At 60.8% G+C, this 25,920-nt stretch carries 20 protein-coding genes; 5 read left to right on the top strand and 15 right to left on the bottom strand.

The window, feature by feature from the left end; genetic code table 11:
• Positions 1 to 26: 26 nt before the first annotated feature.
• Complete coding sequence (gene flgM, locus ACQ4LH_RS09105) at positions 27 to 371, bottom strand: flagellar biosynthesis anti-sigma factor FlgM (protein WP_430696874.1); 345 nt, start codon at positions 369 to 371, stop codon at positions 27 to 29.
• Between the two features lie 157 nt (positions 372 to 528).
• Positions 529 to 1,287 (bottom strand): flagellar basal body P-ring formation chaperone FlgA, encoded by a 759-nt coding sequence (flgA, locus tag ACQ4LH_RS09100; protein ID WP_430696873.1) that lies wholly within the window; start codon positions 1,285 to 1,287, stop codon positions 529 to 531.
• Between the two features lie 73 nt (positions 1,288 to 1,360).
• Between flgA and ACQ4LH_RS09095 the strand changes: the two genes are divergently transcribed.
• Both ACQ4LH_RS09095 and cheR read left to right on the top strand, forming a co-directional pair.
• Positions 1,361 to 2,293 carry a chemotaxis protein CheV gene (locus ACQ4LH_RS09095; RefSeq protein WP_430696872.1) on the top strand — a complete coding sequence of 311 codons (933 nt, stop codon included), beginning with the start codon at positions 1,361 to 1,363 and terminating at the stop codon, positions 2,291 to 2,293.
• A 44-nt stretch (positions 2,294 to 2,337) separates the two neighbouring features.
• Entirely contained in the window at positions 2,338 to 3,165 is an 828-nt protein-coding gene (gene cheR / locus ACQ4LH_RS09090) for a protein-glutamate O-methyltransferase CheR (RefSeq protein WP_167354419.1), read from the top strand.
• A 74-nt stretch (positions 3,166 to 3,239) separates the two neighbouring features.
• On the opposite strand, the gene ACQ4LH_RS09085 is transcribed toward cheR, so the two are convergent.
• Positions 3,240 to 6,323 carry a transglycosylase domain-containing protein gene (locus ACQ4LH_RS09085; protein WP_430697031.1) on the bottom strand — a complete coding sequence of 1,028 codons (3,084 nt, stop codon included), beginning with the start codon at positions 6,321 to 6,323 and terminating at the stop codon, positions 3,240 to 3,242.
• Positions 6,324 to 6,624: 301 nt separating this feature from the next.
• On the opposite strand from ACQ4LH_RS09085, the gene ACQ4LH_RS09080 reads away from it, so the two are divergent.
• Positions 6,625 to 7,311: a class I SAM-dependent methyltransferase gene (locus ACQ4LH_RS09080; RefSeq protein WP_430696871.1), complete on the top strand. Its 687-nt coding sequence runs from the start codon at positions 6,625 to 6,627 to the stop codon at positions 7,309 to 7,311.
• 18 nt (positions 7,312 to 7,329) lie between these two features.
• On the opposite strand, the gene ACQ4LH_RS09075 is transcribed toward ACQ4LH_RS09080, so the two are convergent.
• The 7 genes from ACQ4LH_RS09075 to metR all read right to left on the bottom strand — a co-directional run bounded on the left by ACQ4LH_RS09075 (position 7,330) and on the right by metR (position 15,287).
• Complete coding sequence (locus ACQ4LH_RS09075; protein WP_430696870.1) at positions 7,330 to 7,659, bottom strand: DHCW motif cupin fold protein; 330 nt, start codon at positions 7,657 to 7,659, stop codon at positions 7,330 to 7,332.
• 24 nt (positions 7,660 to 7,683) lie between these two features.
• On the bottom strand, positions 7,684 to 8,424 hold the full coding sequence (locus ACQ4LH_RS09070; RefSeq protein WP_430696869.1) for a glutathione S-transferase family protein: 741 nt from the start codon (positions 8,422 to 8,424) through the stop codon (positions 7,684 to 7,686).
• A 128-nt stretch (positions 8,425 to 8,552) separates the two neighbouring features.
• Complete coding sequence (locus tag ACQ4LH_RS09065) at positions 8,553 to 11,699, bottom strand: efflux RND transporter permease subunit (protein ID WP_430696868.1); 3,147 nt, start codon at positions 11,697 to 11,699, stop codon at positions 8,553 to 8,555.
• 1 nt (position 11,700) lies between these two features.
• Complete coding sequence (locus tag ACQ4LH_RS09060; protein WP_430696867.1) at positions 11,701 to 12,783, bottom strand: efflux RND transporter periplasmic adaptor subunit; 1,083 nt, start codon at positions 12,781 to 12,783, stop codon at positions 11,701 to 11,703.
• A gap of 5 nt (positions 12,784 to 12,788) precedes the next feature.
• The gene (locus ACQ4LH_RS09055; RefSeq protein WP_430696866.1) at positions 12,789 to 13,445 is read right to left on the bottom strand and encodes a TetR/AcrR family transcriptional regulator; all 657 of its coding nucleotides are present in this window, start codon (positions 13,443 to 13,445) and stop codon (positions 12,789 to 12,791) included.
• 106 nt (positions 13,446 to 13,551) lie between these two features.
• Positions 13,552 to 14,316, bottom strand: a complete 765-nt coding sequence (locus ACQ4LH_RS09050) for a substrate-binding periplasmic protein (protein WP_430696865.1) — start codon at positions 14,314 to 14,316, stop codon at positions 13,552 to 13,554.
• 50 nt (positions 14,317 to 14,366) lie between these two features.
• Positions 14,367 to 15,287: a transcriptional regulator MetR gene (metR, locus tag ACQ4LH_RS09045; RefSeq protein ID WP_430696864.1), complete on the bottom strand. Its 921-nt coding sequence runs from the start codon at positions 15,285 to 15,287 to the stop codon at positions 14,367 to 14,369.
• A 150-nt stretch (positions 15,288 to 15,437) separates the two neighbouring features.
• Between metR and metE the strand changes: the two genes are divergently transcribed.
• A complete protein-coding gene (metE, locus tag ACQ4LH_RS09040; RefSeq protein WP_430696863.1) occupies positions 15,438 to 17,741 on the top strand; it encodes a 5-methyltetrahydropteroyltriglutamate--homocysteine S-methyltransferase in 2,304 nt (767 codons plus the stop codon).
• Positions 17,742 to 17,877: 136 nt separating this feature from the next.
• Positions 17,878 to 18,897 carry an alpha/beta fold hydrolase gene (locus ACQ4LH_RS09035; protein WP_430696862.1) on the top strand — a complete coding sequence of 340 codons (1,020 nt, stop codon included), beginning with the start codon at positions 17,878 to 17,880 and terminating at the stop codon, positions 18,895 to 18,897.
• An 821-nt stretch (positions 18,898 to 19,718) separates the two neighbouring features.
• Here ACQ4LH_RS09035 and ACQ4LH_RS09030 read toward each other — a convergent pair.
• From ACQ4LH_RS09030 to ACQ4LH_RS09010, 5 genes are all read right to left on the bottom strand, one after another.
• Positions 19,719 to 22,469: an autotransporter outer membrane beta-barrel domain-containing protein gene (locus ACQ4LH_RS09030; RefSeq protein WP_430696860.1), complete on the bottom strand. Its 2,751-nt coding sequence runs from the start codon at positions 22,467 to 22,469 to the stop codon at positions 19,719 to 19,721.
• A 287-nt stretch (positions 22,470 to 22,756) separates the two neighbouring features.
• The gene (locus ACQ4LH_RS09025) at positions 22,757 to 23,263 is read right to left on the bottom strand and encodes a DUF1993 domain-containing protein (protein ID WP_430696859.1); all 507 of its coding nucleotides are present in this window, start codon (positions 23,261 to 23,263) and stop codon (positions 22,757 to 22,759) included.
• A 155-nt stretch (positions 23,264 to 23,418) separates the two neighbouring features.
• A complete protein-coding gene (locus tag ACQ4LH_RS09020; protein WP_430696858.1) occupies positions 23,419 to 23,889 on the bottom strand; it encodes a MaoC family dehydratase in 471 nt (156 codons plus the stop codon).
• Entirely contained in the window at positions 23,886 to 24,848 is a 963-nt protein-coding gene (locus ACQ4LH_RS09015; RefSeq protein ID WP_430696857.1) for a lysophospholipase, read from the bottom strand. The genes ACQ4LH_RS09020 and ACQ4LH_RS09015 overlap by 4 nt, the downstream gene beginning before the upstream one ends.
• 72 nt (positions 24,849 to 24,920) lie before the next feature.
• Positions 24,921 to 25,649 (bottom strand): substrate-binding periplasmic protein, encoded by a 729-nt coding sequence (locus ACQ4LH_RS09010; RefSeq protein ID WP_430696856.1) that lies wholly within the window; start codon positions 25,647 to 25,649, stop codon positions 24,921 to 24,923.
• Positions 25,650 to 25,920: the final 271 nt, after the last annotated feature.

The following is a 25,920-nucleotide window of genomic DNA, read 5'->3' as shown; positions in this document are numbered from 1 at the left end:
CCAATTACCCCAGCGTAGCCCGGTGACTAGCGCTGGGATTCGAAATTAAGCAGTTTGCTGGCGACGCGCTGGCTATCGACTTGGTAGCTGCCGTCTTCGACCGCCTGTTTCAGCTGGGCGACGCGCTCTTTATTGACGGTAGGCTGATCGCGCAGCTTTTCGCTGACTTTCTGCAACTGTTGGGCCTCACGGCTCAGCTGTACCGACTCGCCGCTCTTGCCGGCTTGTTGCGCCTGCTCGACGGGGCTGGGTACGTTGCCAGGTTGTTTGCTGCCGATGGCTTCGTTCTGGCCACCTGCCTGCGCACTGCCGGTCCGCCCCGAATTGGCTGGCGTTGCGGCATTGTTGAGCCGGTTGATGTCAATGACCATGATGCAAAACCTCGAACAGTGTTTGGACGCTTGCCTAGCTTGTCGGCATTGCCCTGAAAAACTTTAGGGCAAAAAAGTGTGCGTCAGGTAACAGTCTAAACACAGTGTGGATAATCGTCAGCCCACTGATTACATAAAGCTAAAACAAGAATCATGCCTACATCGCCACTTCAACCTGCCCCGGGCCGACTACCCGAGCTCTGATCACCCGGTTGGAGCGTTGGTTGCGTACGCTGATCTGCCGGCCAATAGTGCCGTCTGACAGGGCTTCACCGGGCATACGTACACTTATTCCACCGCTACGGGCGCTGATCACCACCTGATCACCCTTGCGTATGGCTTCGGCTAATTGCACATGAATCGGCGCAAGTACCTGGTCTGGTAGCAGTGCGCGCGTCAATTTTTTGCCGAGTGCCTGCTGCAATGTTGTGAGATAGCCCTGATTGAGCAGACCGACATCGCGCTCGGCCAGTACAACATCCATATCCGTCACCAGATTGTCGCGTTTGAGCGGGCGACTGGCGATCACCACTTCACGGTACAGCCGCACCTGCCCCGGCACAAACACCGTCCATGGCGCAGCGCCGTCACAGCGTACGCGCAGGGTCACGCGACCAATAGGTTCGGCAGGGCTTTCCAAGGTAGTGGTCAATGGCTGTTGGCACAGCGGCAGGCGCAGGCGTGGGTCGAGCCGGTTGATTTGAATCTCATGGCGACCGGCGATGTTGCTACGCTGTAAATATTCGCTCACCGCTTGCTCAAGAAAAACTTCGCCAGCGCCGATAAGTTGTTCAGGCCGTGTGGCGTTGGCTGTAGCCAAGGTGCTATAGCCGAGTACCAGCAAAGCGGGTACAACTGCCAGCCAGTAGCGGCATTTTGCCAGTGTGCGTCGGTTAGTTGTCGTTTCAGTGTTCATATGGGTTGGATAGCAAGGCGCGTGCCGCCTGCTACGCTGACAGCAATCTGTTACTCAAATAAGGAGTTTGGGTATGGCCGGTGTGATGGATTCGGTTAACCAGCGAACTCAGTTGGTTGGACAGAATCGTTTGGAGCTGTTGCTGTTTCGTTTGAACAGCAATCAGCTGTATGGAATCAACGTGTTCAAGGTGAAAGAGGTGCTGCAATGCCCGAAGCTCACCATCATGCCGAAATCCAGTCCGGTCGTTCGCGGTGTCGCCAATATCAGGGGCGGCACTATCCCGATTCTTGATTTGTCCATGGCTACCGGCAGCGCGCCGCTGGCCAATATCGACAACAGCTTTGTCATCATCACCGAATACAACACCAAGGTTCAGGGCTTTCTGGTGCACTCGGTCGAGCGCATCGTCAACATGAACTGGGAGTCGATTCATCCGCCACCCAAGGGCACCGGGCGCGATCACTACCTGACGGCGGTGACGCATCTGGACGACAAGATGGTCGAGATCATCGACGTCGAAAAGATTCTCGCCGAGGTGGCACCGACATCCGAAGTTATTTCCGAAGGCGTTCTTAGTGCCGAGACCCAGGCGCGTGCGGTGAGTATGCGCGTGCTGACCTGCGACGACTCCTCGGTGGCGCGTAAGCAGGTAACCCGCTGCCTGGAGACTGTCGGCGTAGAGGTAGTGGCGTTGAATGACGGGCGTCAGGCGTTGGATTATCTGAAGGCGATGGTGGAAGAGGGCAAAAATCCCGCAGATGAATTTTTGATGTTGATTTCCGACATCGAGATGCCGGAAATGGATGGCTATACGCTGACCGCAGAGATCCGCGCCGATCCGCGCATGCAAAAGCTGCACATCATCCTGCATACTTCGTTATCGGGTGTGTTCAACCAGGCCATGGTGAAGAAGGTGGGCGCGGATGATTTTCTCGCCAAGTTTCGCCCGGATGACCTGGCGGCACGGGTAGCTGACCGTATCAACATTGCGGCAGGGGACTAAGGGCCTGGCCCTTAGTGAATCATATGTTCGTCGAGGCCTCGCGAGTGTCTACAGGTAATTTGGATTTCGAGCAGTTCCGGACTTTCCTGGAAAAAGCCTGCGGCATCCTGCTTGGCACCAACAAGCAGTATCTGGTTTCCAGTCGGCTCAACAAGTTGATGGAGCAGAACAGCATCAAGACCCTGGGTGAGCTGGTGCAGCGCATGCAGACCCAGCCGCGTAGTGGTTTGCGCGAGCAAGTGGTCGATGCCATGACCACCAACGAAACCCTGTGGTTTCGCGACACCTATCCGTTCGAGGTGCTGAAGAACCGCGTGCTGCCGGAGATGATCAAGGCCAGCCCTGGTCAGCGCCTGCGCATTTGGTCGGCTGCTTGTTCCTCGGGGCAGGAACCTTATTCACTGTCGATGACCATCGACGAGTTCGAGAAGACCAATATCGGTCAGCTCAAAGGCGGCTTGCAGATTGTTGCCACCGACCTTTCGCCGACCATGTTGATCAACTGTAAATCCGGTGAATACGACAGTTTGGCGATGGGCCGTGGGCTTTCCCAGGAGCGCCTGCAGCGTTATTTCGACCCCAAGGGGCCGGGGCGCTGGGTGGTCAAGCCGGCCATTCGCAGCCGCATTGAGTTCCGTCCGCTGAACCTGCTGGATAGTTACGCCAGCCTGGGCAAGTTCGATGTGGTGTTCTGCCGTAACGTGCTGATCTACTTCTCGGCCGAGGTGAAGAAGGACATCCTCACGCGCATTCATGCCATGTTGAAGCCGGGCGGTTATCTGTTCCTGGGGGCTTCTGAAGCGCTCAACGGTCTGCCTAACCATTATCAGATGGTGCAATGCAGCCCTGGGATCATCTACAAGGCTAAATAATTGCGGCAAGGTTCAATAAAAACGGGAGGCCATCGGTCTCCCGTTTTTGTTGCGGGTAGTTTTTTGCTCAGGGTCTACAAGGTTCTGGCCTGAGCCGCCGGCATAGGTGGCAAGCACTGGCTGTGGGTGTCCGGTTGAAGGTAGGGCAGCAGAATCGGGGCCATGCCTTTAAGCACCTGCACCGGCAGCGCTGAGGTGAAGCGGAAGCTTTCTGCCGCGCGGCCAGGGACAAAGGCGGTGAGGGTGCCGTAGTGGCGTGGGCCGAGGTAGAACACAAAGGTTGCGGTGCGATTCATCGCCCGTGAACTGAGCACCCGGCCTCCTGCGCCGACGGTTTCAATGCGGTTATCGCCTGTGCCGGTTTTACCGCCGACCTTGAGGGGCTGGCCATCAGCTTGGGTAAAACTGCCGAGTAGACGCCGCGCGGTGCCGGCTTCCACCACATCGGCGAGGGCGCTGCGCAGCGCCGCCGCGACTTCCGAGACCATCACTCGCTTGCCTTCGGCATGGTCGCGTACCGCCAGGGTGTCGTAGGGCGTATCGGCGGCGAAATGCAGGCTGTCGATGCGTGCGGTGGGCTGGCGAATCCCGTCGTTCTGGATAATCCCGACCAGTTCGGCCAACGCCGCTGGGCGATCACCAGAGCTGCCGATGGCGGTGGCCAGTGACGGCACCAGATGGGCGAAGGGGTAGCCGAGGTTTTGCCAGCGCCGGTGAATATCGAGGAAGGCCTCTACCTCCAGCATGATGCGGATGCGGCTGTCGCGCGCGCTCTTGTGGCGACTGCGGAACAGCCAGCCGTAAACTTCCTGGCGCTCATCCTGGCTGGCGGTCACGGCATTGCTGAAGGTGGCTTGCGGTTGTTCGATCAGGTAGCCCAGGAGCCACAGTTCAAGCGGGTGGACGCGGGCGATATAGCCCTGGTCCGGTAGGCTGTAAGCGCCGGGGCCATAGTTTTTATACAGCTCGGCAATGCGCTTATCGCTGAGTTTTTCCTGGGGCAGGTACTTGCGCAGGAAGGCGGCGAAGCTGGCTTCGTCTGCATGCGGCATCAGGTAGCGGTGCACGGCGGCAAGGCGTACCGAGGTGTGGCGCAGGCCGTTGAGGAAGGTGTCCAGGCGCTGTTGCTCGGGCTGGCCCTGGTATTTACGCCAGAAACGCAGCAGGAAGGTGGTGCCTTCGCGGTCGGCGAAGTCTTGCAGGTAGGCTTGGCGGCGCGGGTCCTTGTCGTCCTTGAGCAGTTCGGCGCTGTTGTTCGGGCCCTGGTAGGTGCTGTAGCGCACCAGGTCGCGCATCAGGCGGATAAATGGCAGGTTGAGCGACTCGCGCAGGGCTTCGCGCATGCTGGCGATGCGCTGGTTATCTTCGCGGCGGAAGTTGGCGAAGGTGTGAATGCCGCCGCCAGTGAAGAAACGCTCGCCCGGGCTGGCGGAGTATTTGCGCTCCAGCGCGGCATCAAGCATGGCCGGTAGGCTGGCGTTGGGGGTGCTCTGCAGATAGCCGATGGCCCAGCGGGTGAGGTTGTCCTGAGCGTTGACTGCGCGCAATTCGCTGGCGCTTTGGCCGGCATGGCGCTGGTGCAGCTCGGCGATGATTTCCAGGTAGGTGGCCAGCACCCGGAGTTTGGCGGTGGAGCCCAGTTCCAGCTTGCTGCCTTCGTTGATATCGAACGGCTGGTCGGTGCTGTCGGTCTGTACCCGCACCACGCTGCCGTTACTGGTGCGTTCGAACAGGGTGAAGCTGTAGCGCACGTCGGCGGTCTTTTCCGGCGACAGCAGGCGCTCGCCAAACAGCCCGATCTGCCCGGCAAACTCCGGGTCGGCCAATTGCTGCAGGTAGTGGCTGGCGGCTTGCTGCAGCTCGTTGTTCAGCGTGCTGGTGGCGCTCAGGTCGAGGCGATCCAGGTCATACAGTGGCATGTTGAGCATGGCTGACAGGCGTGCCCGCGAAACGCTGATGCCCTTGTTGCCGTCCACCACCTGCAGGTTGGGCTCCAGGGCCCAGTCGCGGTAGACCAGTGGTTGGTTCAGCGCTGCATCACGCAGTGGTGCGTCAATCAGGCCGCCGCCAGCCAGCAGGCGGATATGGCTATCGGTCAGTTCGGCCAGGTCATTACGGCCCTGAGCCAGGTAATAGGACGGGCGGCGCTGGGCAATCATCAGGGCCAGCACCTGGCGCAGGGCCAGACCGCGCTCGGCCAGACTGGCATCCGGTGAACGTGCGGGGTCGAGCAGCAGATTGACCTGGGCGAAGTCCGCGCCAAACCAGATGCGCAGGCCATCGGCCAAGCCATGTACTTCTCCATGCCCGGGGGCAGCGGAGAGCGGCACGCTGTTGAGGTAGTCGCGCACGATATTTTCCCGTGCGGCCAGTGTCTGCGGGCCGCTCTGGTAGGCGCGCACGCTGGCGGAAAGCATCTGCCGCAGTTTCTCCGTGGCCGACAAGGTCAGGCCATCCGGGGAGTGGCGGTACTTCTCCAGCTGGGTGGCCAGGGTGCTGCCGCCGGCCGATTGGTCCTGCATATCCAGCAGCTTGCCGACCTGGGAGATGGCCGCCATGACGAAGCGTGGCCAGTCCACCGCCGGGTTGGCCAGCGGCTGCTCGGGGTCGAGCAGTTTGCGGTTTTCGATAAACAGCAGACTGCCGGCTACCAGCGGCGGGATGGCGTTGAAGCTCGGGTAGCGCTGCTGCGGGTAGCGGAATTCATAGAAGGGCGTGCCGCTGCAGTCACTGATGCGCAGGCCGCTCTGGATCTTCTCCGGGTAGGGTACAAACAGGCCGCGCTGGGCATAGTCGAGCAGAGCGGGGGAAAACTGCGCCTGTTGCTGCACAACAAAATTGCGCTGGTTGAGCCGCTCCAGCATCAAGGGCAGGTAGGTGTAGCCCTGGCGCTTATCGAAAGGGCCTTCCTTGGGGTAGATGATCGACGGGCTGGGGCCCGGCTTGACCCGATAACTGAGGGTTTGTGCGTAGCGGCTGAGCTCCTGGGCTTGAAAGCGCGAGGTGCGCACCTCCTCGACAAGCAAAAAACCGACAGCGATGCCCAGCAGCAGAACGAACAGCCAGAAAGTGACCTTCAGCTTACTGGTGCGCTTGCGCCGTTTGGGTTGCTCGCCGGCTGGCAGGGTGGTGATGTCGAGTTGCCAAGGTGCGCCCATATTCATTTAGCCTGATGTACTCATCCATAGGTTTGACAGGTTGCTGAATAACATCAGCGGGCTTGAACACTGAGTTCCTCTCAGCTGGCCACTGACTGCAGTTTAGCCGCTGGCGCACCGGGAAGGCCGGGATGGGCTTGGCAGACAGAGGTTTTTTCACTGTTTTTTATGCGTCGGCACCTGGATTAAGTGATCAGCGGCAACACATATGCGCTGCAACTGGCGCAGGATTGCCCCTGGCGCTGCGTGCAACTGCAGATTGCTAGAATTTTGCCGTGACGGAACAGGCGACGAGTGAGCTATGCAACGCGACCATCGGGAGCAACTCAACCTCAGTTGGCAGGCTAATGCCGATGCCTGGACGGCGGCCGTGCGCGAGCAGCGCATCGAAAGCCGCCGACTGGTGACGGATGCAGCCATCGTTCAGGCGATTTTGGCTCTGGCGCCCAAACGCGTGCTTGATCTGGGCTGTGGCGAGGGCTGGTTGTGCCGTGGGCTGGTCGAACATGGCATTGAGGCGGTCGGTGTGGATGCCTCCGCGCCGCTGATTGCTGTGGCACAGCAGGCGGCGACAGGCACTTCGCAGTACCGCGTATGCGGTTATGCCGAGCTGGAAAGCCAGGCCGCGCAGTTGGGGCGTTTCGATACGCTGGTGTGTAACTTTGCCCTGCTGGAAGAGCCGCTGGCGCCGACCTTGAATGCCCTGCATGGCTTGTTGTCAGACGATGGCCGGCTGCTGATCCAGACCCTGCACCCTTGGCGCGCCTGCAACGATGCGAGCTATCGCGACGGCTGGCGGGTGGAAACCTTTGCCGGCTTCGGCGAAGGCTTTGCTCAGCCGATGCCCTGGTTTTTTCGCACGCTGGAGTCCTGGTTGGGCCTGTTCAGCGACACTGGCTGGCGCCTGCAATGGCTGCAGGAGCCGTTGCACCCGGAGAGCGAGCAGCCGGTGTCGCTGTTGATGCTGCTGAGTTCCGAGCGCAACTGATCAGGCCTGATAAAGCCTTCAGTCGACGATAAACAGCCGCGCCCCGCTGGCGGTGGATGAGCGGTGCGCCTCGGCCTGGTCGGCGACCTGATAGCTCATGCCCGCAGTCATCACAAAACGCCGGCCATCCTCCAGTTCGGTGTGCAGTTCGCCTTCCAGGCACAGCAGAATATGGCCCTTCTGGCACCAGTGATCGGCCAGGTAGCCGGCGCTGTACTCGACCATGCGCACGCGGATGCTGCCGAAAACCTGGGTGCGCCAATAGGCCATGCCGGTTTCGCCAGCATGTTCGCTACGCTCGACCTGGCTCCAGTCGGTGATGCCAAAGGGAATATCGCTGATGTTCATGGGCTCATCCTTTAATCGGGTCAATCAGTTGCGGCGCTGACGGTCTTCGGCATAGCGGCGCAGGACCCACTGGCCGGCCGGGTGGGCGTGCAGCTCATCGAGAAAGGCCTGGGTCTTGGCGTCATGCCCGGCAATGCCTTCCCATGGTGTACCGGCTGGCGTGAATAGCGGGGCGAACAGCGCGGCGGCGCTGATATCGGCCAGAGTCAGTTGTTCACCCACCAGATAGCGTGATGGATCGCCGTGGATGCGCGATTCGATCAGCGCCAGGCCTTCAAGCAGTTCGGCCTGGGATTTCGCCACGCGTGGCGGAGTTACCCCATACAGGCGCTGCACACCGTTGATCAGCACCGGTTTCATCAGGTCGCGCAGGCCCAGCAGCGGCCGGTAGACCTTGAGCATGGCGTGCATCACCGAGTCCCACTGCTTGATCTGGCCATACAGCCAGCGGCGTACGTGCACGCCCAGGCGGTCGAACTGCTCTTCCAGCTCCAGTACCTCGGCGCGTTGCGCGGCATCGGCGGGAAGTAGCGGCTTGTCCGGATAGCGCTGTTCCAGGTAGAGGGCGATTTGCGTGGAGTCGCCGATTACCTGCTCGCCATCCTTGAGGATCGGCAGGGTGACGATGTCCGCCAGGCGCTTGCTCTTTAGCCGATGCAGGCCGGGAAAGAGGTTGTCGACCTGAAAGTCGAGGCCCTTGTGATCCAGGTGCCAGCGGGTTTTTTCGCAATAGTGGGAAATCGGAAACTGATAAAGCGTGCGCATGGTCGGCCCTCGGCAATGGTGCGCCGAGTGTACGGGCTGTTGCGCCGACTACCCAGTCGTAACCGGTAGTCCAGGCTTTCGTTGGTGGAGGGCGTGCGCCCAGGCCATTGCTGACCTGAGCGTACGGGTTATGGCGTGCGTTGCAGCTCGGTCTTGCCGGTGGCGCTAGCCAGCAGGTGTTCCGGCAAGTCGAGCAGGTCGTCGTCGAAGGTCTCCAGTGGTGGCGGGCGGCGTTCGAAGCGCGAGCCGAGTACCAGCAGGCAAGGCGTCAGCAACAGGGTCAGTACGGTGGCGAAGCTCAGGCCGCCAGCGATGGCGCTGGACAGCTGGGTCCACCACTGGGTCGACGGCGCGCCAAAACCCAGGCTTGGGGTGAGCAGGTCGACGTTAACCCCGATCACCATCGGCACCAGGCCGAGCACCGTGGTCACGGCAGTCAGCAGTACCGGGCGCAGACGCAGACTGCCGGTCTCCAGCGCCGCTTCACGCGGTTCCAAACCCTGGCGGCGCAGCTGGTTGTAGGTGTCGATCAGGATGATGTTGTTGTTCACCACGATGCCCGCCAGGGCGATCAGGCCCATGCCGACCATCACGATGCCGAACGACTGGCCGTTGACCAGCAGGCCCATCAGCACTCCCGCGGTGGACAGCACGATGGCCGAGAGCACCAGCAGCGACTGATAGATGCTGTTGAACTGGGTCACCAGGATGATAAACATCAGGAAGATTGCCACCGCAAAGGCGGTGCCGAGGAAGGTCGCCGCTTCGCGCTGGTCGGCATCCTCGCCGGCGAACTTCACCTGTACATCGCTGGACACCTCGCCCATGGCTTCACGCAGGGCTTGCAGGCGTTCGTCCAGGCGCGCCCCTTCGGCTATGTCAGCCTGCAGGGTGATGGTGCGGTTGCCGTCGACCCGGCGCAGGGTGCCGACCTTCGGCGCCTGTTGCAGCGAGACGAAGTTGCTCAGCGGGATCTGCCCGGCCGGGGTGTTCAGGGTCAGCCGGCCGAGCTGGTCGAGGGAGCGCCAATTAGCTGGCAGGCGCACGCGGATGTCCACTTCGTCGGTGGCGTCTTCCGGGCGGTAGGTGGCCAGTTTCAGGCCGTTGGTGACCATCTGCACGGCATTGCCCACGCTCAGCACGTCTGCGCCGAAACGCGCCGCCGCCTCGCGGTCGACCTTGACCCGCCACTCGATACCCGGCAGGGCGCGATCATCCTCGATGTCCTTGAAACCGCCTAGGCGCTGCATATTGGCGCGCACCTGTTCGATCAGCTGATCGGCCTTGGCCGGGTCCAGCGAGCTGACCTGCAGTTTCACCGGCTTGCCGCTGCTCGGGCCTTCCTCCTGTTTGCGGAATTCCAGGACGATGCCAGGGATATCCGCAGTACGGCTGCTCATGTCCTCAAGAATCTTGCCGGCCGAGCGCCGTTCGTGCCATTCGACGAACTGGAACTGCAGGGTGCCGATCACATCCGCACCAAGCTGGCCATCCGGTTGCGCCAGGGAGCGGGCGTACAGCGCCTTGACCTCGCTCATGCCGAGCAGGCGTTTCTCCACTTGCTGCAGCAGAGCGTCTTTTTCCTGCACCGACAGGTCGCCACGGGCGCGCAGCCAGATCTGCGCGTTTTCCGGCTCGACTTCGGGGAAGAACTCCACACCATGGTTGAAGCGGCCATAGGCGGTGTAGATCAGCGCAATCACCGCGAGGATGCCCAGCAGAGTCAGACCGGGGCGCTTCAGCAACGTAGCGAGCAGGCGGCGATAACCGACGGCGCCACGGCCTGGTTGGGTGGCTTGCGGCAACGGTTGGCCACCGGTGACGGCGCCGAGCACCGGCAGAAACACCAGAGCCATGGCCAGGGAGGCGAGCAGGCAGACGATCACCGTGGCCGGCAGGTATTTCATAAATTGCCCGACCACCCCCGGCCAGAACAGCAGCGGCAGAAACACCACCAGGGTGGTAGCGGTGGAGGCGATCACCGGCCAGGCCATTCGTGTGGCGGCATTGGCCCAGGCCTGGCGCGGCGTCTGCCCCTGGTGCAGGTAGCGGTCGGCCAGCTCAGACACCACGATGGCGCCGTCCACCAGCATGCCGGCCACCAGAATCAGGCTGAACAGCACGACGATATTCAGGGTAAAACCGAGCATCCAGATCAGCAGGATGCCGGTGAGAAAGGCCCCTGGAATGGTCAGTCCAACTAATAGCGCCGAGCGCATGCCCATGCTTGCCACCACCAGAATCAGCACCAGCACGATGGCGGTCATCACGTTGTTGAGCAGGTCGCTGAGCATGCTCTGCACCTGCTGCGACTGATCCATGATGTAGCTGACCTTGAGGCCTTCGGGCAGCAGCGGCTGGGCCTTGATCATCAACGCCTTGACCTGCTCGATGGTGTCAATGATGTTCGCGCCGCTACGCTTGGACACCTCCAGCACTACCGCCGGTTGACCATTGATCCGCGCGTAGCCGGTGGGGTCCTTGAAGGTGCGGTGGATAGTGGCGACGTCGCCGAAGGTCACCACGCTGTTGCCGACCACCTTGATCGGCATGGTTAGCACGTCTTCGAGGTCTTCGATTACCCCGGGCACTTTCATGCTCATGCGCCCGGCGCCGGTGTCCAGGCTGCCGGCGGCGACCAGGCGGTTGTTGCGGCTGACCAGGTTGAACAGCTCGTTGTAATCGATGCCGTAGCTGTCGAGCACCTGCGGGTCGACGACGATTTCCAGCAGGTCTTCGCGGTCGCCGCCGATTTCCACCGAGAGCACCTCGGCGATGCCTTCGACGTTTTCCTTCAAGCGACGGGCGATATACACCAGTTCGGTTTCGGCAATCGGCCCGGACAGGCCAATCGACAGCACCGGAAACAGCGCCACGTTGACTTCATTGACCGTGGGTTCCTCGGCTTCTTCCGGCAGTTTGCTGCGGGCGGTGTCGACCTTTTCACGCACATCGGCTAGGGCCAGTTTGGCGTTGAAGCCGGCATCGAACTCCATGGTTACCGAGGCATGGCCTTCGCTGGCCATGGAGCGCATTTCCTTGACCCCTTCGAGGCTGCGCAGCTCCTGCTCCAGGGGCCTTACCAGCAGGCGTTCGGCGTCTTCCGGGCTGATACCTTCGAGGGTTACCGAGACATAGATGATCGGGATGCTGACATCCGGGTTGGCTTCCTTGGGGATGGCGAAATACGCCGCCAGGCCGCCGAGCATAAGAAACAGCAGCAACAACAGGCTGGTGCGGCTGCGATCCAGCGCCGCAGCGATCAGGCCATGCATATCAGCTACCCCCTTTGGCCAGCTGGCTGATGACCTGCTGGCCCGGTTCGACAAAGCCCTGGCCGAGAGTAATCAAGGCCACTTTGTTTGGCAGGCCGCTGACCCAGGCGCCCTGGTTGTCGACGCTGATCAGCTGCACCGGTGTGAACTCCACCTGCTGCTGCTCGTTGACCCACTTGACGCCATGCCGGCCGGCTTTATCCAGGCTCAGCAGGGCAGGCGACAGGCGATGGGCCAGGGCTTCGCCGGTCTGTACATGTAGGGTCGCGCTGGCGCCCGCCAGGCGCAGGGCCTGTGGGTTGGCAACCTTGACTTCGATACGGAAGCTGCGTGAGCCGGGGTCAGCGGCGGCGGCGATAAAGTGCAGCTCGCCTTGCAGTTCGCGGCCATCGAGCAACTCGACGCGCACGCTCTGGCCCAGGGTTAGTTGAGTGACTTCCTGCTGGGCGATCTGCGCACTGACCTTGAGCTGGCTGATGTCCACCAGGGTCAGCAGGCTCTGCCCCGGCTGGACGAAATCGCCCAGTTCGACCATGCGCTGGTCATACACCCCGGCAAAGGGTGCGCTGATCTGGGTGTTGCCCAGCTGAATTCGCGCCAGATCGAGCTCGGCGCGGGCTTTGGCTAACTCGCTTTGCAGGCGGATCAGCTCGTTGGTGGAAACCAGGTTGCGTTTGCGCAGGCTTTCGGCGGCGCTGGCATCGGCGGCGCGCTGGCGTACGTCGGCTTCACCCTTGGCTACCTGGGCCGGGCGGTTGTCCGTGGACAGGCTGAGCAGCAGCTGGCCTTGCTTGACCGGGTTGCCCTTGTCCTGATCCAGACGAATCACCGTGCCGCTGATCTGCGAGCGTAGTTCGACTCGGCGCCAGGCTTCGATCTGCCCCTGCACCACATGCTGGCGCTGCATCGGGCTGGCCTCCAGCCACTGCACTTCAACCTTAGTCAGGCTCTTTTTCTCTGCCGGCGCATCGGCCGTGGCCGCTTCCTGAGTCTTGAACAGCGAGCCGCTAATCAGCCAGAGCACGAGCAGCAGACTGATGGCGACGGCGATCAACCAGGGGCGTTTGGACAACTGACTGAACATGGTGGCTACTCGTGGCGATGGGGTTGAGCAAGCAAGTCGGCGGCCTGGGTGCGCAGGCCGGCAATGATGAAATCGGTGACGCGGGCGAAATACTCATCCAGGGCAATTGGCTCGGCCCAGTGGGCAAAGCCACCGGAGGCGATGCGCGCCATCACCCCGTTGACGCAGGCTTCGACGCCCCACAACAGGTTCTGGCAGTCGCTTTGACTTAGCGCCTGGTTGTTCAGGGCAACGCCGAGCATGTCGCCGAAGAACAGCTGGTATTCGCGCTCCATATCGAGGAACTGCTGGCGGTATGGGGTTTCCAGGCGCTCCTGAAACTCCGGGCGGTCGCAGTGCAAGCACAGCTGCGCCTGGATCGGATTGGCCAGCATCTGCTGGAAGGCGCGGTGGATCACCCGGCGCATGGCGTCCTGCGCTGGGCTGTCGGCATGCAGCTCACGCAGTTCCAGCAGGTTGGCGCGGCTCAGATCAAGTACCAGGCGCGCATACAGTGCTTCCTTGCTGGGGAAGTGCTTGTACACCGTGCCTTTGCCGATACCGGCGGCAATCGCCACTTCGGCAATGGTTACGCGGTCCCAGGGCTGCTCGGCAAACAGCTGACGGGCGGCATCGAGGAGGGCAGTTTCGCGTTGTTCGAACAGCTGATCTTGGTAGCGCATGGGCATTTATCGGAAGTCGTGACCGGTGGTCATGCTATGACTGTTGGTCACAATGAACAAGTCGGCAGATGTAACAGGCTTTGCCGGGGCTCGATCCGATAGGGTTTCAGGGGGTGGTGGGCGAGTTGAACTGTTGCCAGAGTTGCGCGTAACGGCCGCTGTCCTTGAGCTCACGCAGGCCCTGGTCGAACAGTTGCTGCAGGCGTTCGCTCTCGGGCAACTGGCGGGAGAAGATCAGGTGGTAGTCCCAGGTTTCATAGGTTTGCGTGGTGGTCAGGCGCGCCCGCTCCTTGGCGCTGAGCTGGCTGAGCACATGGCTGCCCGAGCCTTTGACGATGTCCACTGCATCGATGCGCCCGGCGGCCAGTTTGCGCAGGTTGATCAGCTCATCTCCGCTGGCTTCGTACTCTACCCAGCCACGCTGTTCGGCTTGTTCCAGCATCGGCATCTTCGCCGAGCCCAGCGGAATGCCGATGCGCAGACCATTGAGCTGCTCGGCCCCGGCCAGGCTGCCGTCCCAGCTGATGGGTTTGTCGCGGCGGTAGAACAGCACCACTTCATCGCGATAGACCACCGCGGAAAACAGGCAGTCGGCCTCGCGCTCCGGCGTACGGCCCCAGATGGCCGAGGCTTGCCAGCGACCCTGCTTAACCTCGGTGTAGGCGCGCTTCCACGGGAAGAAGCCGTATTCCACGCTGACGCTCTGGGTGGCGAAGGCTTCGTTGATCAGCTGCGGCACCACGCCATAGTGCGGTAGTGCTTCACCGATAAAGGGCGGCCATTCGCCGATGGCGATGCGGATCTGTTCCTGGCTATGTGCGGGCTGGCAGAGACCGGCACAGAGCAGCAGAGCGGTGAGCAAACGGCGCATGCGGTGCTCGATATTCAGGCGGCGGGTTATTCAAGCTAAGCACACTCGCCTTAGCTGCGCGCCACGCTGACGCCCTCCAGGTTGGCGAAGGAGGTGTCCTTGGCCGTCAGCAGGAAGTCGCGCATAAAGGGCGCGTCGAGCATATCGGTACGGATGCCGGCATACAGGGTGGCAAACAGCCCCTTGTCGCCCAGGCGTTTGGCGGTCACATAACCGCGCGAGCTGTATTCGTGCAGCGCCCAGTTGGGCAGGCCGCACACGCCACGGCCGCTGGCCACCAGCTGCATCATCATCACCGTCAGCTCGGAGGTGCGCACCTGGGCGGGTTCGACATCCGCCGGCTCGAGGAAACGGGTGAAGATATCCAGGCGATCGCGTTCCACCGGGTAGGTGATCAGGGTTTCCGTGGACAGGTCCTGCGGCTTGATGCACGGTTTGCTGGCCAGCGGATGTTGGTTGGCCACCGCCAGCATGGCTTCGTAGGTAAACAGCGGCACATAGGTGATGCCGGCCAGCTCCAGCGGATCGCTGGTTACTACTAGATCCAGATCGCCACGCGCCAAGGCCGGCAGCGGGGCGAAGGAGAAACCCGAGGCCAGGTCCAGCTCCACTTCCGGCCAGGCATCGCGAAACTGGTCGATGGTTGGCATCAGCCACTGGAAGCAGCTGTGGCATTCGATGGCCATATGCAGACGGCCGGCAGTGCCGCCGGCCAGGCGCGCCAGGTCACGCTCGGCGCCGCGCAGCAGCGGCAATACCGCATCGCTCAGCTGCAGCAGGCGCAACCCGGCACTGGTAAAGCGCACTGGCTTGGTTTTGCGCACAAACAGCGGCATGCCCAGGCGCTCTTCCAGCTCTTTGAACTGGTGCGACAGCGCTGATTGCGTCAGGTGCAGGCGCTCGGCGGCGTCCACCAGGCTTTCGCTTTCGCGCAGGGCATGCAGGGTTTTCAGGTGGCGCAATTCGAGCATGGCGGGCCTCGGTGTTTGGCAGGTCGGCTTTCTGGCGACAAGCAGAACATGAGTAAAACTATAGATCAAGGCGAGTAGATTGAGTTTGTCTCACTTAGGCAGGGTGCCGAGAATAGCCAGCATCTTATTGATCTGCTGGAGCGTTCTGACATGGCCCTGTCCCATTCCCTTGGTTTTCCGCGTATCGGTCGCGACCGCGAACTGAAAAAAGCCCTGGAGGCTTACTGGAAAGGCGAGCTGGACGAGGCCGGTCTACAGGCGGTGGGTCGTGAACTGCGCGCCGCCCACTGGCAGCTGCAGAAGGACGCTGGCATCGATCTGCTACCGGTCGGCGACTTTGCCTGGTACGACCAGGTGCTCACCCACTCGCTGACCTTCGGCGTAATCCCCGAGCGTTTCCGCCCGGCAGACTGCAAGCCAACCCTGGATACCTTGTTTGGCATGGCGCGTGGTGCCGTTGGAAACAAGAGCAGCCAGAACGCCTGCTGCGCTGCTTATGCGCAAGAGATGACCAAGTGGTTTGATACCAACTACCACTACCTGGTCCCCGAGTTCACCGCCGATCAGCAGTTCCAGCTGAGCTGGGAGCAATTGTTCGATGAAGTAGAAGAAGCACGCGCCTTGGGCCACAAGGTCAAACCGGTGCTGATCGGCCCGCTGACCTACCTGTGGTTAGGCAAAGCCAAGGGCAGCGATTTCGACAAGCTCGATTTGCTCGAGCGGCTGCTGCCGGTCTACGGCGAGATTCTTCAGCGTCTGGCCGCTCAGGGTGTGGAGTGGGTGCAGATCGATGAGCCGATTCTGGTGCTGGACCTGCCGCAAGCCTGGAAGAACGCTTTCGAACGCGCCTACAACCTGCTGCAACGCGAGCCGGGCAAGAAGTTGATCGCCACCTATTTCGCCGGCCTGGAAGACAACCTCGGCCTGGCCGCCAGCCTGCCGGTGGATGGTCTGCATATCGACCTGGTGCGTGCCCCTGAGCAGTTCCCGACCATCCTCGACCGTTTGCCGGCCTACAAGGTGCTGTCGCTGGGCGTGGTCAACGGTCGCAATGTCTGGCGCACTGATCTGCAGCAGACTCTGGATATCCTGCAACAGGCCCAGGAGCGTTTGGGCGAGCGCCTGTGGGTGGCGCCAAGCTGTTCGCTGCTGCACAGCCCGGTCGATCTGAGCCGTGAGGACAAGCTGGATGCCGAGTTGAAAAGCTGGCTGGCCTTTGCCGTGCAGAAGTGCGAGGAAGTCGCGCTGCTGACCACGGCCCTGAATAACCCGCAGGATGCTCAGGTGCAGGCCGCGCTGGCTGCAAGCCGCGCCGTGCAGGCCAGCCGCGCGCAGTCGCCGCGTATCCACAAGCCGGCGGTGCAGGTGCGTTTGGCGGCCATTACCGCCGCCGATAGCCAGCGCCAGTCGCCATTCGCTGCACGTATCGAGCAGCAGCGGGCGCGCCTGCAGTTGCCGGCGTTCCCGACAACGACCATCGGCTCCTTTCCGCAGACCGCTGAGATCCGCCTGGCCCGTCAGTCATTCAAGGCCGGCAAGCTGTCGGCCGCCGACTACACCGAGGCCATGTACAGCGAGATTCGCCATGCCGTCGAGGTGCAGGAAAACCTTGGCCTGGATGTGCTGGTGCACGGTGAGGCCGAGCGTAACGACATGGTCGAATACTTCGCCGAGCAGCTCAATGGCTATGCCTTTACCCGTTTCGGCTGGGTGCAGAGCTACGGATCGCGCTGCGTCAAACCGGCAGTGATCTACGGCGACCTGAGTCGGCCCAAGGCCATGACCGTGGCCTGGATTGGTTATGCGCAAACCCTAACCAAGAAGGTGATGAAGGGCATGCTGACGGGACCTGTGACCATGCTGATGTGGTCCTTCCCGCGCGACGATATCTCCCGCGAGCAGCAGGCGCGCCAGCTGGCTCTGGCGATTCGTGACGAGGTGGTGGACCTGGAAGCAGCCGGTATCAAGATCATCCAGATCGACGAAGCGGCGTTTCGTGAAGGTCTGCCGCTGCGTCAGGCGCAGTGGCAGGGGTACCTCAATTGGGCCACCGAAGCCTTCCGCCTGTGCGCATCGGGCGTGCGCGACGAGACGCAGATCCACACCCATATGTGCTACAGCGAGTTCAATGATGTGATCGAGTCCATCGCCGCCATGGATGCCGACGTGATCACCATCGAGACCTCGCGTTCGGACATGCAATTGTTGCAGGCGTTCGAGGCCTTCGATTACCCCAACGATATCGGTCCAGGGGTCTACGACATCCACTCGCCACGGGTGCCGGACAGCGCCGAGATGCTCAAGCTGCTGCGCAATGCGGCGCAGCGCATCCCCGCCGCGCGCCTGTGGGTCAACCCGGACTGCGGCCTGAAAACCCGCGCCTGGCCGGAGACCGAAGCGGCGTTGATCAATATGGTGTCGGCCGCCCGTCAGCTGCGCAGCGAACTGGCCTGAAACCCAGCCGGCAGACAACCGCTCGGCAGGTTTCATCAAACTGTCACGGTTGTGTGGCAGCGCGCTCGCACAAACATCACCACACTCGCGTCTTAATGGGGTGCTGCGTTCTGCTGTCCCGGGTCTGGGTGATGTTATGCGTGGGTTGATTCTTCTCGCTGCACTGTTGTGCGGCCTGCCGGTTTTTGCGGCGCAGCGTTGTGATGTAGATGTGCCGACGCATACAGCGGCTGTGGGCGAGGTGCGTCTGGCGTACCAGAGCATTGGCCGCGACAGTGATCCGGCGCTGCTACTGGTAATGGGCCTGGGTGGGCAGTTGATCCACTGGCCGGATGAAGTGGTGGCGCGCCTGTGTCAGCAGGGCTTTCGGGTAATCCGCTTCGATAACCGCGATGTCGGCCTGAGCACTTGGGCCAGCACGGCGCCGGCAATCAATCTGACCTACGAAGCGCTGCGTTACCGGCTCGGCCTGTCGGTGGCTGCGCCCTATGGCCTGCGTGATATGGCCAAGGATGCCCTGGGCTTGTTGGATGCATTGGCCGTGCGTGAGGTTCACGTGCTTGGCGCGAGCATGGGCGGGATGATCGCCCAGCATATGGCGGACCTTGCACCTGAACGGGTGCAGAGCCTGACCCTGGTGATGACCAGCTCCAGCGCTCAGGGCTTGCCGGCGCCAAGCAGCGCGCTGCTGACGTTGCTGGCCAAGCGCGAAGCCCCCAATCGCGCGGTGGCGCTGGAACAGCAGGCCGATCTGCTGGCGGCCTTGGGCAGCCCAACGGTAAGCGATGACCGTGAGCTACTGCTGCAGCAGGCGCAACTTGCCTACGACCGGGCGTTTAATCCGGAAGGAGTGCAGCGTCAGTTGTTGGCGATTCTGGCTGAACCGAGTCGGGTCGAACTGCTCAACCGCCTGCAGGTGCCGACTCTGGTGGTGCACGGCACCGCCGATCCCTTGCTACCGGCCATGCACGGTGTGCATGTGGCGGCGCATATCAAGGGCAGTGAGCTAAAGCTGATACCGGGCCTGGCCCATCGCTTTCAGGAAGCGTTTAAGGAGCCGCTGTTGGCTGCAGTGTTGCCGTACCTGCGGGCCCATCAATTGGCCGGTTCTCAACTGGCTCATTTACCTGGTGCTGAGCGCTCTTACAGGCAATAGGCTGGTCACGCCAATGTTGCCATTGTTCGAGCCAGCCGACTGAGTGGTGAACACCTTCAAGGCGTTGCAATTCCAGGCAGGTGGCTGAATTCAATTGTTCCGCGTACTCGTATAGCAGGTTAGATGGCATCACTTTGTCCTCGTTTCCGCCTAGGTGACGCTGGGGTAATTTCCGTAGGCGATCAGCAAAGTCCAGCGGCTCCAGTGAGCCGTTTAGAGGGGCCAATCCGAGCAGTTCTGCCCAGCGCCGAGGGCTTAGGTTGCCAGCTAGCGTCTGCACCTGGGCGATGTCGTTTCGCCGGGCAGCCAGTAGTAGGGCTAGGGTGCCACCGCCCGAGTAACCGATAAGCTCGAAGTCGCGGTTTTCATAGTGCTGTCTGAGTTGGTCAAGGGCTTGCTCCAGGCTGTCGAGCACTTCGCTGGAGAAGCGTGCGTCAGTCCAATAGCGCGGCGCGCAGGCAGGTGAGGCCAGGTACTGGCAGGGGCGGGCGAGGTAGATGCTGGGTTGTGGATCTGCCATGGCCAGCCGTGCAAGCAATGGATCGTGTGGCGTTGGGTCTAGGCTGGGTTGGATTGACGTAATCCAGGCTCGGCCGTCGCCTTCCAGATAGACCCGAAGTCGAGTGGATGGCTGCGACGCATTCGGCAGGGCAGCCAGCAAATCGAACCGGCTTGTATGCAGGGTAACCAGTTGGTGGTTTTGCTGACGAGCCAGCTCTTCCAAACGAGCACTGGGAGAGGCGCAGCCAGCCAGGACTGCGGCTGAGCTAAGCAGGAAAAGAAAGGCCCGCATAAGCGGGCCTGGCGGTGGGCAGGTCATATTAGAAATCGTAGCGAACCTTGGCTTGCACCGTATCAGCGGAGTAGTCGGCCTTGGTCAGGTAGTCGTAGCTGACGCCCAGGTTGACTGCGCCGAGACGATAGGTCAGACCCAGGCTGGCTTCGTAACTGTCGCGCGCAGGTTTCGCGCCGTGGGTGACGAAGGGCGTACCGCCGACCACGAAGGCGCTGGTGCTGCTGGCTTGATCGGCGATGAAGTCGTGGTAGGCCATCAGCTTGGCTTCCGGTTCCAGGTTGCCCTGGCCGACTGCGAAGTTCCCAGCCAGGCGTACGCCGGCACCCAATTCGGCGATTTCGGCGCGTTGTGTGTCAACGGTGAGGGCGGCGGATGAGCCCTTTTCGCGGTAGCTGTCGATCTGCACATTGCTGTAACGAGCGGCTACACGTGGCTCAAGTAGCATGCCTTGGCCCAGATCGAAGCCATAACCGCCGAGCAGATTGAGGCCCCACAGCGAACTGTCGTAGTCGCCCTTGGCGCGAGTGCCAGCGATATAACGCTTGCTCTGGTTGTCGCTCAAGCCGTAGCTCAGGCTGGCGTCGGCGAACCAGGCATCCTGTTCGTAGCCGCTATAGAGGGTCAGCGTGTGCCCGTCGATATCGGTCTTGTTGCCGCTCTGGCTACGTACGTCGCTGCTCAGATAGCTATACGCCAGGCCCAGGGTGGTTTGCGCATTCAACTTGCCGTCGGCACCCACGGCGATGCCCTGGCTGTCGGCGTCGTAGCCGGGAATGCCATTGCGGCTGCCCTGATCGGCATCGCTGTCCAGCACCTGCAGCCAAACACCTGTCTGGCTCAGCCCATCGCCGGACGACAGCCCTCTGCGTAGGGTTGCGCTACGGTTTTGCAGTGTGTTGCCGAGCAGATTGTGATGGCTGGCGACGACTTGGCTCGTAGCGCCGTTGACCTCGGGGGCAAGCTGCTGGGCCAGGCGCACCAACTCAGCATCATTGCTACTGATTACGCTCTGAAACAGCGGGTCGGCGTCGCTCAAATTGCCCAGGGTCTCGCCATAGAAACTGGTAAAAGCGGGCAGCAGATAAGACGGGGCACCATGTTTGCGCAGGTAATCGCTGACTTGTGTCTCCGACAGGCTTTTAACTACGGCAGTGACATGGGTGTCGGTTACTTCGAAGCTTTCAATCTGTAGCAGATCAGACAGGCTGGTGACTTGAAGGCTGATACCGAAAGGACTTCCCTGATCTGCGATGCTGCTGGCTGAGATCAGCACATATTCACGCAGAGGCAAACCACGGAAGTCTTCCGTGGCTGGCTTCAGACGAATTTGGCTTTGGCCGAACAAGCCAAACACTGCATCGCCACTGACATCCAAAATCGCCCTGTTTGGATTTGTCTGGTTATGCAGGTTGAGGTCAAGGTTGCTGTCGCCGAGATTCAAATTACCATCAAGACGTGTATGGGGCTGTCCTAGTTCAAGTGATGATACCCATAGGTCTTGGCTCTGGATCAGTTGGCCATTGAACAGCGACGAGCCTGAGGTATATATAGTCTGGAGACCCAGTAAATCACCTCGGATTTCTCCGCCAGAGAAGTTCAGCAAAATATTGTCAGCGCCTTTGATGGCGGCTTCGCCACCCGAAATCAATCCTGCCCACATATCAACCTGAAGCCAGGCAGCGGAGCCTTCAAAGTTGGTCGGGCTGGATGTTGTTTCGATAGCAATGCCGTCGGCTTGGAGTATGCCGGTATTAATCAGCCAGAGACTTTCAGTTGAGGCAGGGGCTCCTGGATAGTCATTGTTGAGAGCGATGGCTCGGCTACCGATACCTCGTGAGGTTATTTGTCCCTCGTTGATCAAGGTGGATAAGTTTCTCGGGTGATCGATGTATACGCCGACACTTTCGCGGCCATCGGTCTGGATAAATCCACGATTAACTAGCGATGTGGGTGGAAAAATTAGGGTGTTCGGCGTGACCGATATTGCACGACTGTAATCCCCTGTGGCACTTATCCATCCAGTCTCCGTATTGTCTATCGCTAAAACGGAACTGCTATTTTCAAGTGAGATGGCGATACCCGAGTCGCCATTGACTTCGATCTTGCCGCTATTTTGCAGATACTCCTGAACCCAGGTTTCAGACAGCTCTATCCCCTTGGCTGCTGTACCATTTACCCGAATGTTCCCGCTATTATTTAGGTTCCCCGTCAAAACGCTGTTTGACTCAAGACTGATTCCGGATGATCCAGCGCCATTGACGTTAATATTTCCAACGTTGTTCATATCGCCACTGGCAATAGTAGCTAGGTTGCTAAGCCGAATGCCGGCGGAGTTGGTGCCGTCGCTGGTGATATTTCCTGAGTTATTCAAGTCGCCGAAAAATATGGCTGCCGCGTTGCCGAGAAAAATCCCGCTGGAGCTGTCTCCGTTTGCATTGATCTGCCCTTCATTATTCAGATCGCCTGCTATTACATCCATCCCCAAGAAGGGGTTGGGGGTGTCTGAGCCGCTCAGGGATAAAGTTTTCGTTTCTTCGCCGAAGGAATTTAGATTGGCTTGGTTGGTGATGCTAGGAAAGAAATAAGTAAGCCATGAGTTCACATCTAACGCGTATCCCTCTCCAGATGCCTGACCGGTAATAGTCAGAGGGGTCAGGTAATCGCTGGAGTAGAGTGTGACCTGCGACCCAGTCAGATCGAGGGTGTTTGCCAGCAGCTGCTGGGGGCTGGCAATCGCCAGAGCAAGAAAGGTCTTACGCAAATATGGGCGGGCCATGGTCTACTCCTTGTCGGCCTTTAAAGGGGCATAAGACGCTTTCAGGCGACCCAGAAGATGGTCGCCAGCTTCCTTGCTGAGCGCATCTTAATGGCTAATAGGCATCATGCAACTGTTAAGTTGCCTGACAAGATAGCGTTGTGGATAACAATCGCAGGATTGCCTGCAAGAAGGGGCGAAGCCCCCTATTCTGCTTAGTCGCGCAGCCGCCCTGAGGCGGTTAGCCTCTTTGTGGCCGGGGGGGCGCACTACCGTGGTTAACCCTGGATTGGCGCAAGCTAGGGTGCTCAGCGGGTGCCGAGGAAATCGCGTTTACCAATGGCCACGCCGTTGTGGCGAAGGATGGCGTAGGCGGTGGTGAGGTGGAAGTAGAAGTTCGGCAGCACGTGATCGAGCAGGAAGGCTTGGCCCTGGAAGTGGGTTTCCTTGTCGCGGCGCTTGAGGGTTACGGTGCGTGTTTCGCTGCCGTCGATCTGCGCAGCGCTCAGGCCTTGCAGAAAACTCAGGGTTTTGGCGATGCGCGCTTGCAGTTCGGCGAAGCTGGTTTCGTCGTCGGCATGGCTCGGTGCTTCTACTTCAGCCAGCAGTGCAGCGCCTGCCTTGGCGCCGTCGCAGGCGATCTGCACCTGGCGGCTCAGCGGGAACATATCGGGTGCCAGGCGCGCGTTGAGAAATACGCTCTGCTCGATCTTCTTCTCTTCGGCGTGGGCGGCAGCGATGCCGAGGATGGTCGACAGGTTGTTCAGCTGACGGGTAAAGACCGGGATGGACGCTTGGTACATGGACAGGGACATGAATATCTCCAGAAGCGCCGAAGCGGATTGCCCGAGCGCGATTGTGTAGAAGGGTGGTGCACCGCCGCAGTCGGCGGCGGTGACTTGGGCTATCAAGCTTAGAAGCTGTTGACGATCTTGCCGCAGAGCAACGCGCAGACAATCGTGAGCAGTTTTTAGCCGACTGTGATTGGCGGCAGCTTAGTCAGTTCAACGGTCTGTGCTTTGCGCGGGGCGAGGATTTCCGCTTCGCCATCGACTACCAGCTCATCGTTCTGGTTGAACACGCGGGTAGCCACGCGCACGCGGAACTTCGGCAGCTTTTCCAGGATTTCCAGACGCACGGTGAGGGTGTCACCGAGTTTTACCGGTGCGGTAAAGCGCATGCTCTGGCCGAGGTAGATGGTGCCCGGGCCAGGCAGCTCGCAGGCCACGGCGGCGCTGATCAACGCACCGCTGAACATGCCATGGGCGATACGCTCCTTGAACATGGTGGTGGCAGCGTATTCGGCATCCAGGTGCACCGGGTTGTGGTCGCCGGAGACTTCGGCAAACAGCTGGATATCGCGTTCGCTGACGGTTTTGCTGTAGCTGGCGGTTTGGCCGACTTCAAGAACGTCGTAGGGCGTGTTGCTGCTCTGGGTCATGGATGACTCTCTTGGCTCTGTAGGTGGCGCTGGCGCGGTTGGCTGAGGGCCTGTTGCAACCAGTCGATGATGTAGGCGGTCACTTCGTCGCGGTTGCTTTCGTTGAGCAACTCGTGACGGGCGTCCGGATAGATTTTTATCTGCACATGTGGGTTGCCGGCGGCTTGCAGGGCATTGCCCAGGTCTTGCTGACGATGGCCGTCGCTGACTGGGTCACAGGCGCCGCCAATCACCAGCAGCGGCAGGCTGTTGTCGATCTGCGCGAGGTTCTGCAATGGGGTGATCTGTTGCAGGCCGCCGAGCAAGTCGACCCACAGCTGGTTGCTGCAGCGGAAACCGCACAGCGGGTCGTTGACGTACTTGTCGACTTCCAGCGGGTCGCGGCTCAGCCAGTCGAAGGCAGTACGGTTGGGCTTGAAGGCTTTATTGAATGAGCCGAATGAGGCGAATTCGAGCAGGGCGCTGTAAGCCTGCGGGCCTTGCCGCCAGCGCTCGAAGCGTGCCAGCAACTGGCCGACGCGGTACAGCGCCACGGGCTGGTAGTTGGAGCCGGATAGAATCGCGCCCTGCAGGCTGCAACTGTGCTGCATCAGGTAGGCCTGGCCGATGTAGCTGCCCATGCTGTGGCCGAGCAGGAAAATCGGCGTTTGCGGGTGGGTTTGGCGTATATGGTGGTTGAGCTGGGCCAGGTCATTGACCACCAGTTCCCAACCTTTGCTGTCGGCATAGTGGCCGAGCAGGCCGTGTTCGGCGGTTTTGCCATGCCCGCGCTGGTCATGCGCATACACCTCGAAGCCTTGCGCCACCAGCGCTTCAGCCAGGCGTGCATAGCGCCCGCTGTGTTCGGCCATGCCGTGGGCCACCATCAGCAACGCCTTGGGCGGCTGTTCGGCATACCAACGGTTTACGTAGAGGGGCGCTGCATCGGTGCTGTTGAGCCAGAACGCTTGGTGGAGCATGGCGAATCCCTTAAGCCTGCAGAAGCTGCGCATTGTGCACCCCGCGCGGCGCGGCGCAAAGTCCGTGCAGGTTCAAGGGTTATGGTTGCGCAATATCTGCATATATTCGCCGCTGCTGTGCAGGTCGCGCAGGCCCTGTTCAAACACGGCGCTCCAGTCCGGCTCGCCGGGCTTGGCGGGAACAAAGCCGACCAGCAGGGGGATGCGCTCCAGCACATTGCCGTGCCAGCTGAGCTTGCCGCGCAGCTGCTCATCGTTGGCGATCAGGTAATTACCGACGGTGCGCTCCAGCAGCACCATGTCGAAGCGTCGGGCATTGAGCTTGCGCAGGTTGCTGATGTCGTCCACGGCGTCTTCAAGTGTCAGCCCGGCATCGAGAATATGCTGCGGGTAGCCGTAGCCGCGCACGATGCCCAGGGTGTGCCCGCGCAGTTCCTGCAGGCTGCTGAACTGCAGCGGGTAGCCATGACGGATAAACAGGCCCAGTTCGCTGTAAAACAAGGGGCGCGAGGGCTGCAGTCCTTCCTCTTTGACCTCCTTGGGCCATAGCGCCAGCGCGCCCTGGTAATTGCCGTTGCCCAGCTCCATGCGTACCCGCGCCCAGGGCAGAAAATCAATCTGCACCGGGTAGCCGCGCACGGCAAAGGCGCGGCGGGTCAGGGCGACGATGCTGCCGCCATCCGGCAGGTGTTCAGAGCTGTAGGGCGGGTATTCCAGGGTGGCCATACGCAGCTGTGGTTCGGCCTGCGCCGATTGCGCGAGGAGAAACAGCAGTGTTGCAGCGAATAGAACGATAGGCATGGTGAGCCGCAAGTGCAGGGTGCAGATTGGTTATAGGTGGCGCGGCAGGATAGTTCCACACGGAGCGGCAAGATTCAGTGCGTCAATGACGCTGCCCGGCTATTTGCCTGTTTGGCGTTAGCTGTTAACTTCCAGCCAACTCCGCTAGAGGGTGCTTACAAAATACTGCGCTCGCCCATGCTGCGTTGAGCCCAGCCTCAAAATGCTCATGTACAACTCGTACACTCCGCTTTTTCGGCTGATCTCGCCTTGCCTGGCCATCGCTCGCTAC

Source organism: Pseudomonas peli (genome assembly GCF_050563605.1).
In the GTDB taxonomy this organism is placed as follows: Bacteria; Pseudomonadota; Gammaproteobacteria; order Pseudomonadales; family Pseudomonadaceae; genus Aquipseudomonas; species Aquipseudomonas peli_A.
Note: the sequence above shows the minus strand (reverse complement) of the source record. Positions and strands in the feature narration are given on the sequence as shown.